This is a genomic window from Acinetobacter baylyi DSM 14961 = CIP 107474, from assembly GCF_000368685.1.
Lineage (GTDB): Bacteria > Pseudomonadota > Gammaproteobacteria > Pseudomonadales > Moraxellaceae > Acinetobacter > Acinetobacter baylyi.
On the sequence record NZ_KB849628.1, the window covers coordinates 56,673 to 68,965 of the forward strand.

9 protein-coding genes are annotated in these 12,293 nt (G+C 41.0%); 3 read left to right on the forward strand and 6 right to left on the reverse strand.

Translation table 11 applies throughout. From position 1 onward, the window contains the following. The first annotated feature begins 66 nt into the window (after positions 1–66). Positions 67–1,386, forward strand: a complete 1,320-nt coding sequence (locus F952_RS09680) for a carbohydrate porin (protein WP_004926653.1) — start codon at positions 67–69, stop codon at positions 1,384–1,386. A gap of 174 nt (positions 1,387–1,560) precedes the next feature. Then, positions 1,561–3,990, forward strand: coding sequence for a glucose/quinate/shikimate family membrane-bound PQQ-dependent dehydrogenase (locus tag F952_RS09685; RefSeq protein WP_004926659.1), 2,430 nt, complete (start codon positions 1,561–1,563; stop codon positions 3,988–3,990). A gap of 72 nt (positions 3,991–4,062) precedes the next feature. On the opposite strand, the gene F952_RS09690 is transcribed toward F952_RS09685, so the two are convergent. Beyond that, positions 4,063–5,241: a tetratricopeptide repeat protein gene (locus F952_RS09690; protein WP_004926662.1), complete on the reverse strand. Its 1,179-nt coding sequence runs from the start codon at positions 5,239–5,241 to the stop codon at positions 4,063–4,065. Between the two features lie 166 nt (positions 5,242–5,407). Next, positions 5,408–6,223 carry an IclR family transcriptional regulator gene (locus F952_RS09695; protein ID WP_004926666.1) on the reverse strand — a complete coding sequence of 272 codons (816 nt, stop codon included), beginning with the start codon at positions 6,221–6,223 and terminating at the stop codon, positions 5,408–5,410. 134 nt (positions 6,224–6,357) lie between these two features. Here F952_RS09695 and pobA point away from each other — a divergent pair, with 134 nt between their 5' ends. Then, the gene (gene pobA, locus F952_RS09700) at positions 6,358–7,572 is read left to right on the forward strand and encodes a 4-hydroxybenzoate 3-monooxygenase (protein WP_004926674.1); all 1,215 of its coding nucleotides are present in this window, start codon (positions 6,358–6,360) and stop codon (positions 7,570–7,572) included. A gap of 47 nt (positions 7,573–7,619) precedes the next feature. Here the strand turns inward: pobA and F952_RS09705 are convergent, their stop codons facing one another. From F952_RS09705 to F952_RS09720, 4 genes are all read right to left on the reverse strand, one after another. Continuing rightward, on the reverse strand, positions 7,620–9,362 hold the full coding sequence (locus F952_RS09705) for a tannase/feruloyl esterase family alpha/beta hydrolase (protein ID WP_004926681.1): 1,743 nt from the start codon (positions 9,360–9,362) through the stop codon (positions 7,620–7,622). A gap of 22 nt (positions 9,363–9,384) precedes the next feature. Beyond that, on the reverse strand, positions 9,385–9,774 hold the full coding sequence (locus F952_RS09710) for a PaaI family thioesterase (protein WP_004926684.1): 390 nt from the start codon (positions 9,772–9,774) through the stop codon (positions 9,385–9,387). A gap of 51 nt (positions 9,775–9,825) precedes the next feature. Beyond that, the gene (locus F952_RS09715) at positions 9,826–11,076 is read right to left on the reverse strand and encodes an OprD family porin (RefSeq protein WP_004926686.1); all 1,251 of its coding nucleotides are present in this window, start codon (positions 11,074–11,076) and stop codon (positions 9,826–9,828) included. Positions 11,077–11,151: 75 nt separating this feature from the next. Then, positions 11,152–12,291, reverse strand: a complete 1,140-nt coding sequence (locus tag F952_RS09720) for an acyl-CoA dehydrogenase family protein (RefSeq protein WP_004926691.1) — start codon at positions 12,289–12,291, stop codon at positions 11,152–11,154. Positions 12,292–12,293: the final 2 nt, after the last annotated feature.

Genomic DNA, 12,293 nt, shown 5'->3' on the forward strand with positions numbered 1-12,293 from the left:
AAAAATATTCACCAGGATGTTTGCAATTTTATCAATACATTCTGGTGAAACAATAAGGAATACGATATGCGTCATTTTTTTAAACTAGGTTTAGTGTCAGCGGCAGTTTTGGGCAGTCAAATGACACTAGCCAATGACTTTTGGTCACAAGATCGTCAATGGTTACTCGGTGACTGGGGCGGCGAACGTCAGCAGCTAGAAAAGCAGGGCTATAAATTTACAGCGTCGATTATGAGTCAGGCCGCCACTAATCTTGATGGTGGGTATAACGACAGCAATACGCTTGAAAATGCTGGACAACTGACGCTGGGTGCAAATTTTGATTTAAGCAAAATCGCAGGTTGGGAAGATACGACAGCAGCCATCATGATCACCAAACGTGATGGTAACTCTTTGACTCTGGAACGTATTAAAGATCCACGCTCGACTACGCTTGGCAATACCCAGGAAATTTATGGACGTGGAAAAATCTGGCGTTTAACACAAGCTTGGGTGAAAAAAGGATTCAATGACAATACGGTTCAATTTAAAATTGGTCGTATGGGGATGTCAGATGATTTTAATAGCTCACAATGTGAATTCCAGAATTTATTACTCTGTGGTGGACAGCTTGGAAAATCCATTGGTTCGATCTGGTACAACTGGCCAGTAGGGCTATGGGGTACCAATGTAAAATACCAATTTGCGCCTGAGTGGACTTTAGGTTTGGGCGTTTATGAAGTCAATCCAGATAACGTCAAAACCCAATCAAATAGTGATGGTTTTAATCTGGATATGAATAATGTCAAAGGGGCAACCATTCCTGTAGAGTTAGCATGGAAACCTAAACTTGCAATGTTTAATGGTTTGCCAGGTGAATATAAAGTAGGTGCTTTATACTCTACAGCAGATGCTAATGATGTGGGGACAGTGAGTAAAGTCCATGATAGCAAGCATAGCTTCTGGATTAATACTCAACAACAATTGACTCAGCATAATGATAACGCCAAACGTGGTTTATTCGTCAGCTTTAATGGTGTGGTGAATGATAAAGCGACTACAATGGTAGAAAGTACCCAGCAATTGGCACTTTGGTATAAAGGCCCTTTTGATAGTCGCCCAAATGATTCAATTGGTTTTGGTTTGGCAAACTATGTCGTAAATAAACGAGTACGTGATCGTCAAATTGCAACCAATGAAAGCCGTGGTTATTATGAATATGATGATTTGGCGTCAAATTATGTTCCAATTCAGCACGATGAACTGAATGTTGAATTGAATTATACCTATCAATGGTCTCCAGCCGTGATGTTGCGCCCAAATATTCAATATATTCATCAACCTGCTGGTGTGAAAGAGGTTGATGATGCATGGGTTGCGGGTTTAAGTATGCGTTTAAATTTCTAACAGTATCATCATTTCAATAAAAAATATTGATTAAAATACAAGCAAAGATATTGTTGATTTTAAACTTAATTCGAACAGCTAAAGTCATTAACATGACTTTAGCTGAATGTGTTTTATACGTGATGATGAGAATGACTCTCTGTACTCATGATCACGATACGTGGAGAAAGATGTATGTCTGACCCTCAAGAAAAGTCTCACATCATATTGAAAGTATGGTGTTTTATACTTGGGCTGGCGTTACTTATTACTGGTGCATTTTATGTTATCGGTGGTGGAAAACTGATTAGCTTGGGTGGTTCATGGTACTTCCTGATTGCTGGTTTAATGATTACTACCTCAGCTTTTTTTATGTTCAAGAAAAAAGCAACCGGGGTCTGGTTATATGCTTTGGCCTTCATTGGTACTGTTATTTGGGCGTTAATTGATGCTGGTTTCGAATTTTGGCCATTGCATTCACGTTTGATGTTCCCAGCAGGTTTATTTGCTGCGGTCATGTTAACCTTGCCATCTATTCGTAAATACCAATATCAAACCCCAATGAGCGCTCCAGCATATGTCATTGGTGGTTTGACCGTTTTAGGAATGCTCGGTGGTCTGTATGGAATGTTTATTCCACATGAAACTGTGAAAGCATCTGGCGAAGAACTACCACTTGTTCCAGTTGACCCTGCCAAAAAACAGGTAAATTGGGATCATTATGGTAATGATGCTGGCGGCAGTCGTTTTGTAGCGCTTGATCAGATTAACCGTAACAACGTATCTAAATTAAAAGAAGCTTGGCGTTTCCGTACAGGTGATTTTACGACTGGTACAGGTAACGGTGCAGAAGATCAAATGACACCATTGCAAGTTGGCAATAAAGTATTCTTGTGTACACCACATAATAATATATTTGCAATTGATGCAGACTCTGGAAAGCAGCTTTGGAAAGCAGAAGTTAACTCTACTGCGGATGCATGGGAACGTTGTCGTGGCGTCGCTTATTTTGATTCGACACAACCATTGGTACAACCTACATTGGCTGGTGCAACACCTGTAGCTGCTTTAGCAGCAAATACTGAGTGTCCGCGACGTGTATATACCAATACTGTAGATGGCCGTTTGATTGCAGTAAATGCAGATACAGGCGCTCGTTGTAAAGACTTTGGTGTTAATGGTACAGTGAATTTACATGAAGGACTTGGTGAAAATACTAAGGCACCTCGCTTTGAAGTCACTTCGGCACCTACCATTGCAGGTACAACGATTGTCGTGGGAAGCCGTATTGCAGATAACGTGGCAGCCGATATGCCTGGTGGAGTCATTCGTGCCTATGATGTGATTACAGGTAAATTACGTTGGGCATTTGATCCACGTAATCCAGATCCAAACTACGTTTTAAAACCAGGTGAGATTTACAAACGCAGTTCTACGAACTCATGGGCAGCCATGTCTTATGACCCGCAAATGAATACCGTGTTCTTGCCAATGGGAAGTTCATCTGTAGACGTTTGGGGTGGTAATCGTACTGCAGCCGACCATAAATATAATACCTCTGTACTTGCACTTGATGCGACGACAGGTAAAGAAAAATGGGTTTATAATACTGTTCATAATGACCTTTGGGATTTTGACTTACCAATGCAACCAAGTTTGGTAGACTTCCCAATGAAAGATGGTACAACTAAACCTGCGGTTGTTATTGGCACTAAATCAGGTCAGTTTTATGTACTTGATCGTGTGACAGGTAAACCACTGACTAAAGTGATCGAGCAGCCAATTAAAGTGGCTGATATTCCTGGCGAACAATACAGTAAAACTCAGCCGCGTTCAGTTGAAATGCCGCAAATTGGTAATCAGACACTTAAAGAGTCTGATATGTGGGGCGCGACGCCATTTGATCAGTTGATGTGTCGTATCAACTTTAAATCAATGCGTTATGACGGGCTTTACACCGCACCAGGTACTGATGTATCACTGAGCTTCCCGGGTTCTCTGGGTGGTATGAACTGGGGTTCTATCGCATTTGATCCAACGCACCGTTATATGTTTGTGAATGACATGCGTTTAGGGCTTTGGATTCAATTGATCAAGCAGACTCCTGAAGATATCAAAATTCAGGCAAATGGTGGCGAGAAAGTTAATACAGGTATGGGTGCAGTTCCAATGAAAGGTACGCCATATAAAGTGAATAAAAACCGCTTTATGTCAGCGTTGGGCATTCCATGTCAAAAACCACCTTTTGGTACCATGACTGCAATTGATATGAAAACACGTCAAGTGGCTTGGCAAGTACCATTGGGTACGATTCAAGACACGGGTCCAATGGGTATTAAAATGGGCTTGAAAGCACCAATTGGTATGCCAACCATTGGTGGTCCTATGGCGACTCAAGGCGGGTTAGTATTCTTTGCTGCAACGCAAGACTACTACTTACGTGCGTTTAACTCATCTAATGGTAAAGAGTTGTGGAAAGCACGTCTTCCTGTGGGTAGTCAAGGTACGCCTATGAGTTATATGTCACCAAAAACTGGAAAACAATACGTTGTTGTTTCAGCAGGTGGTGCACGTCAGTCTCCAGATCATGGTGACTACGTGATTGCATATGCCCTTGAAAAATAATTCAATCGCTTAAAAAAAAGGGACTCTCAGGAGTCCCTTTTATTCTTACTATATATTTTCTAAATAATTTTTCTACTTATTTATCAACTGATCTAAAATATCTAAACGATTTTTGGCCTCTGAGCTAAAGTTACTTGCTGCTTGATGATAAAACCTTTTAGCTAATTTTAAATCTAGGGTAACTCCTTGACCTAATTCAAATATTTGGCCTAATCTATAAGCGGAAGTTGCATGTCTAAGATTTGCAGCCTTTTTATAAAATATTAAAGCTTGTTGAATATCTTTTTGAACAATATGACCTTTTTCATACAACTCCGCCAAGGTAAAATAGGCATCTGGATAATTCTGCTTTACTGATTTTTTAATCCAAGTTAATCCTAACTCATAATTTTTTTCTATCCCTAGGCCGTTCAAATAGAGTTTACCTAGATTTAGTTCTCCTTCAGGATCATTTTGAGACGCCGTTTTTTCATACCAAAAAAGCGCTAAAGACATATTTTGAGTAACATCTAAACCATTTAGATACATAGATGCTAATTGATTTTGAGCCTTGATACATCCTTCTTGAGCTTGTTTTAATGTTCGTTTAAAGTTTGGAATATCTTCACAGTTGATAATTAAAGATTGAGATGTATTGTAGTCGCTATCAATAATATCAAAACCTAAGTGATATTGAAGCACTTCTACTAAAAGTGCACGAGCAAGGTAATGATGATAAAAAGATAAGCTTTTTTCTATAATATAATAGTACTTGTGATATTGAATATCTGGATTGCTCTCATCATTTAGATCTGGAATCTCATATCTTTCAATTTTATAAGAACCATCAGTGTAACTTTCTCGTTCATAAAAAATAGTAAAATTCAGCCAAGATTTTTCGCAATTCAAAGGTTGGCCAGTTTGATAAAGATTTGATCCCTGATATTGGATTACTTTACGTATTTCTTTACGATTTTGATATATGATATAACTAAATGATTCAAAGCTATCGACACATTTAAAGAAAACTGTCCACTCCGATTCCTTTAAATTGAGTAGTAGTTTTTCCCATAATTTAGGATTATTTTTTGCAGACTCAAAAATCTCATGATTATGAATAAGAATTAAATTATTATTTAAAAATTCAATATGTATAGTTGATTGTTGATCAAAAAATGAATCTTCATCTTTTATCCATTTATGAACTAAATTTTCAATATCATCTTGGTCGCTAGAACATTTAAAAATCATTCCAGATATATTGGTACCCATATATTTCTCTTAAAATTTCTATAAAATAATTTACTAATAAGTTGCTTTATTTTTTACAAGTTGATTGATTATATATCTAAATATTTTCTTTCTTATTAAAAATCTAATATTGAATCTCAACTCTTTTAAAGTTTTTTAATAAGATAACAAATATCTATGATTAAAATTATACCAAATTACGCAGCTCATTCGCAGTATTGCGTAATAAAGGTAAAACTTGATCGATAAGATACTGTGGCTGCACCCGATTGGTTTGTGACATACAATTAAGTGCTGCAATGGTAAGCCCCTGTGCGTTTAAAACGGGTACCGCAATCGCAATCAGACCCAGTTCATGTTCCTCAGTAGACAAACAGTAGTCCGATTGCCGAACAGCATCTAATGTTTCTAAAAAAGTATGTTCATCGGTAATGGTATAAGGCGTGAGGCGCTTCAGACCATATTTTTCAATCCATTCAATTTGTACTTCACGATCCAGAACAGAAAGTAATACTTTACCGGTAGAGGTGGCGTGGGCAGGCAAACGATTACCCAAATGCATCCCATAGGGGCTCACGCGAAGATTATCTTGCTGGGGTAAATAACTACGCGCAACAGGTACAACTTCATGCTCATCGAGCACCACAATTGAAAAGGTGAGGCTGGTTTGAGCACACAGTAGATTTAAAAATGACTGTGCCACTTTGGGTAAATGTGCCGAGCTTAAATAAGAACTAGAAAAACGTAAAACACGATGTGTAAGCCAAAAATAGTGCTCATCGGTATCTAAATAACCCAAAAATTTAAGTGTCTTTAAATAACGCCGTGCAGCTGTTCTGCTTATACCAGTACGCTCTGCAACCTGTGTCACGTTCAGTCGTTGTCTGTCAATTCCAAATGCTTCTAAAAGCGCTAAGCCTTTGGCCAAGCCTGCAATGTAATCTTCCGTACGTATTTCTTCACTTGAATGGGGATGTGCAAGGTATTGGTGATGTTGTTCCATAACATTCAAATCCAAAATGGTTTTGTCCGATCATCGGACAGTTGTAATGCTAATCGGATAATTTTGAGCCTTGATTATAGATGTCTTTTTAATGAGGCGGTACTTTAAAAATAGAAAATAGCAAGGATGATGTTATGCAAACTATGAAAACCAAAGTTGCAATTATTGGTTCTGGCCCAGCGGGATTACTACTCGGTCAACTGCTTTACAAAGCTGGAATTGAACACGTTATTGTGGAACAGCGAAGTGCCGATTACGTTGCATCACGCATTCGTGCAGGAATTTTAGAGCAAGTATCGGTCGATTTACTCGAGCAAGCTGGAGTTGATCAGAACCTCAAAGAAAAAGGATTGCCACATTCGGGCATTGAAATTCTGACCAATGGCCAAAAATTCCGTGTCGATTTATCGGCATTGACTCAAGGTAAACAAGTCACGGTATATGGGCAGACCGAAGTTACTAAAGATTTAATGCAAGCACGTGAGCAGGCTGGTCTTTGCTCATTTTATGAATCGAATGATGTTCAAATTCATGATTTTTATAATGCGCCAAAAGTGACTTTTGAATCCAACGGAACTCACTATCAAATCGAATGTGATTTCATTGCAGGATGTGATGGTTATCATGGCGTGTGCCGTGCTAGTGTGCCTCAAGATAAAATTAAAACCTTTGAAAAGGTCTATCCATTTGGTTGGTTAGGTGTACTTGCCGATGTGCCGCCTGTGGCAGACGAGTTAATTTATGTTCAATCAGAGCGTGGTTTTGCACTGTGTAGCATGCGCTCAGAAACGCGAAGCCGATATTACATTCAAGTTCCTTTAACCGATCACGTAGAAAACTGGTCGGATGATCAATTTTGGGAAGAGCTTAAGAATCGCCTCGACCCTGAAAGCTGCGAAAAACTCGTTACAGGCCCTTCAATTGAGAAAAGTATTGCACCTTTGCGGAGCTTTGTCACAGAACCGATGCGATTTGGAAAATTATTCTTAGCTGGTGATGCCGCACATATTGTTCCACCAACGGGTGCCAAAGGATTGAATCTTGCAGCTTCAGATATTGCATATTTGTCGAGTGCGCTCATTGAATTTTACACGCAAGGATCTGAGCAAGGTATAGATCAATACTCAGAAAAATGCTTGCAACGTGTATGGAAAGCAGAGCGTTTTTCATGGTGGATGACCCATTTGTTACATCGCTTTGAAACCGAAAGCGAGTTTGATCATAAAATTAAACAAGCAGAATTGAGCTATATCTTAGGTTCTACGGCAGGTCAGACCACACTCGCTGAAAACTATGTGGGTTTACCCTATGAAATCAAATCCCTTGACTATTTAAAACATGCCAGCTAAAACAAAAAGAGAGCGATTAGTCGCTCTCTTTTTTATCTCGGCTGTGTTTATTTACAAGTGAAATTCTCGGCTTTTTCACTGTCACCTGTACCGTTATAACGTGCGATTTTTGGATATGGACATAGTGGTCGAGTTCGATTGGCCGACCAGCTCGATGGTAACTCGCTATTGATTTCGCCACTTGCATTACCGACACCGCGTGCAGAAGCGAGAATTTGATCTGGTGCTTGACCATATTCTACCCAGTTCACCAAAGCAGTAAGTGCATCAAACTGGTCGGTCGCAAGCCCACCCCGCGAATGATTCATTCCCGGAACGCGATAAAAACGAGCAAAACTTTGTGCGTCACCCAAACTGCTGCTCTTGTATTTTGCCATCAGTTTATCGTACCAGTTTTGTGTGTCATCTACCGAAAATACGCCATCTGCTGTGCCTTGCACCACAATCATTTTACCGCCATGCAAGCGTAATTTATCCAGATTGAGCTCATCTGGCGGGATCATAAATGACATCGCGCTTTCTGAATAGGTCGAATTGGTTGCAGAAAGTTTTGGGTAATCTGTATCAAAATTATAGTTAAAGGCAAATTTTCGTGAATTTTGCACAATTGTTGGATCTGGTGGTACCTGAAATATAATGCCTACCGCTACCGGGTCGCGTGCCGTACCCACAGAAGAAACAAATTTCCAGCTTGCCCAATTGCTGCCAAGTAATCCCGGATCGTAAGGCTGGGTCGCATACAATGCTTCGCCAGATGAATTGACAGGGCCGCGGTAAATATTAGCCACGACATCGATCTGGTCTTTACTCAAACAGCTTCCATCACGTGAACCCGAGCAGACAGGCACATCTTTATGAATATCAAAGGCGGTTCGACAGGCTTCAACGTCTTGTACCATACCATCTGCTACACCATCGAGTGCATCACAGCGTGTTAAAATCGCATTGGCAAGTACGTTACGTTCTGCATAGGTGAGTGCAGTGCTTAAATCATTTTCATCGGTGGCAACACGACGTAATTGCTGCGCCGTGTATAGCTGTGCCGCTGCTGCACGTGGTAGATGAAATCCGGGTGTGCTTGCCAAGATGCCATCGTACTGATCGCCTAGGCGTGTTGCAGCCATCATGGCATGTCGACCGCCGTTAGACGTACCTCCTGCATAAGATCGATCTGGCAATTTACCGTAAGCTGTTTTAATCAGATCTTTGGCCATAGGCGTTAACTTTGTAATAGCACCATAACCATAGTTGATGCGAGCTTGCGGATCTAAACCAAAAAGAGGATTTTGTGCAGATGAATGTCCGGCATCGGATGAAATTACCGCGAATCCGTCTTTTAAAGCATTGCTTAACATCCCGCCGCTGCCCACTTGTCCGGTCGCTGTGGCGATGTTGCCGTCGGTACCGCCATTTCCTTGATATAGAAAACGTCCGTTCCAGCTCACCGGAAGTCGCATTTCAAAGCCAATCTGATAGGTTTGACCATCGATTGGGCTAATACGTTGCTCCATATAACCTTTGACCAAACAATGCGCCGGAATATTTTTCCCCACGACGGTCAGAGCGCCTGCATTTTGTAAAGTTGCACTTTCAACTACGGTGGTATCAAATTTGAAACCGCTTAAATCTGTACAACTGCCTTTGAGCTGAGCACCTACTGCTGGGCTTAATTGTGGAATACTTTGGCTCGACTGTGCCGTATCATGATCGTTATTGTCATTACATGCAGCTACACTGATGCAGACGCCGAGCAATGCAGCATGTTTAAAAAAATGTTGAGGTTTTTTCATTGCAATATCCTTATGCCTGAATTTATGCATGTGCCAAGACCATGAAATTTGCGGTACTACGCGCCACAAGTTTATGGTTTTGCCACGCTTCACTTTCGATGTTTAAAATGGATTTTCCTTGTTTGATAAATCGACATTTCGTCACCACAAGCCCAACCAAACACGGCCTTAGAAAATCTGTGGTCAGATTAATCGTCGTGGCTGGTTGTTGTTGATTTGCATGATACGCAAATAAGCCCATGATATCGTCCAGCATGGCGCAAATCATGCCACCTTCCACTGTACCTCTTGGGTTGGTAAAGCTTTCTAGTGCAATATAATGAATTTCAAGCTCATGTTGATCATCATTCCACTGAATATTATGTCCTCCCAATAAACGGTGAATGGGGGGTAATGTCTGAGAAATTTGCATAGATATGATCCATCATTGAAAAAGCTCCAGAAGATCTGGAGCTTATTGTTATTATTTAAACTTCCATGTGTAATCGATATTAATACGGGTTTCATTGACTGGCTTGATGTTGGCTGTGGCTAGCATGTTGTTGTCATAAATAGCGTAGCGAGCTCGAAGAGCCAGATTTTTTAACCAACCTGTTTGTATGGTATAGCCAATATCAAAATCAGTTTCACGTTCCTTAAGATTGGTACCCCCCAGATTTGGCGCGTAAATGTTTCTACCCATTGTATAACGTGTCATAAAACGTAAACCCGGCACATAATCTTTAAAGTCATACTCATAACGAAAGCTGTATGCTTTTTCTTTCGGATTTAAAAATTCGCCCGGCCATGTATCGATGAGCAGTCCTGTTTCACCACCCGTTAAATATGGAAAAGCGGTTTCACCAAAATGCTGAAAGGTACCAAAAATAAATTTATGATTTTGGCGTTTAAGCTCAAAATGCGCATGATATAAATCGTTGTCGACCAAACCTGCCTTTGCTTGGCCTTCATCGCGGCTACGATAGTAATGTAGATAGCTGCTTAAACGAGTTTGCGGATTTATGTCCCATTTGTATAAAAAGCCAGTTGTCATCTGATCGTATAAATTATTAACATCCAGATAAAATAATCCTAAACGTAAAGCCGGACTTACATTGTAATAGCCACCTGCGTAGTAAAGACCATTTGTTTCAGCACTTTTGAAACGCCCATTCACCGCTGAAATCCTGATATTTTCATAATTGGTCGAGTCGCGCTGATTCACCTTGTCTATAAATGCTCCTTGCAGCTCAAAATTCTTAATATCTTTCGATTCCAGTGAAATACCACGGTAGGTTTGCGGTAGTAGGCGTGCAGGAGAGGCCACCAGCACGGGATTCATGGGTCTGAGTGTTCCTACTTTTAATTCGGTCTGACTGACTTTTGCTTTACCGGTCAGGCCAATTTCGCCGTAGCTGCTGGCGGGTTCATTGGTGACCGTGTCGCGAGGTAAATTGCCTGTACCCGCATATTTGGCACTGGCATCGAGCTTAAATCCTGCTGTAGCCAAAACATCGAGCCCAAAACCAATGGTTCCTTCGGTATAACCAGAATTTGCTTTAAAAATAAAGCCTTGTGTCCAGTCTTTTGCAGCGGGATATTTAGAAACTTCTTGATAATCGCGATCGAAATAGAAATTTCGTGTGGTGAGTTCGACTGTACTTTTATCAATAAAGTCTGAAGCAAATACAGAACCCGAGAGCATCACAGCAGAGTACATCCATAATTTTGACATTGTATTTCTTCCTGAAACATCTTTGTTGTTTTGACAGGGTTGGTCGTACCAACCATGAGGTTTAAAAAATATTAATTATTTTCCGAGTACGTCTCGCGCCACGATTTCCTTCATGATTTCGTTGGTGCCACCGTAAATTTTTTGCACACGTGAATCGACAAAAAAACGAGAAATCGGATATTCCTGCATATAGCCGTATCCCCCAAATAATTGCAGCAGTTGATCGATCACGTCGCACTGGGTATCGGTAATAAAGCATTTCAATGCAGCAACATGGCCCACAGTCAGCGCCCCCTGATGGTACATTTGGGCACATTCATGAATAAACGCTTGCGCTGCTTTGGCTTTGATTTGTGCATTGGCAATCACAAAGCGCGTGTTTTGAAGCTGCGCCAGTGTTTGGCCAAATGCTTTGCGCTCTCGTACATAACTGGTGGTCAGGTCAATCGCGCCCCAAATCGACCCCATACCCATCATCGCGATACTTAAACGTTCACGAGGGAGCTCTTGCATCAGATATGCAAAGCCTTGGCCTTCTTGACCAAGGCGCTGAGTTACTGGTACATGAACGCCATCGAAAAAGAGTTCGGCAGTGTCTTGTGCATGCAGTCCAATTTTTTTAAGCGAACGTCCTTTTTCAACACCTTCAAGTTGCGCATCGACCAAAAACAGAGAAATACCTTTTGCGCGTGCCTGTGGGTCTGTTTTGGCAACCAGAACAATTAAATCGGCATGTAGTCCGTTGGAGATAAAGGTTTTTGAACCATCAATGACGTAATGCTCGTTTTTTAAAATCGCTTGAGTGCGAATAGCTTGAAGGTCTGATCCGGCATTGGCTTCGGTCATGGCAATTGCTGTTACCACTTCGCCCGATACCATTTTGGGTAACCAGTATTTCTTTTGCGCCTCACTACCCATATTTTGGATATAAGGAGAGACCAGTTCATTTTGTCCACCAATGGCAACCGCAAGTGAGCCAAATCCTGCGCGTGCAGTTTCTTGCACCAGCATGAGCGAGTAGTGAACTGGTGCGCCATATCCACCGTATTCTTCTGGAACATCGACACACAAGAACCCATTTTCACCGAGTAAGTTCCAGATATGTCGAGGAATCAGACCATCGTGCTCCCATTGCTCGTAATAGGGCGCAACATGATCGTTTAAAAAACGTTTGTAAGTATCGCGGAACAATTCAAAATCAGTATCTTGCTGCATAT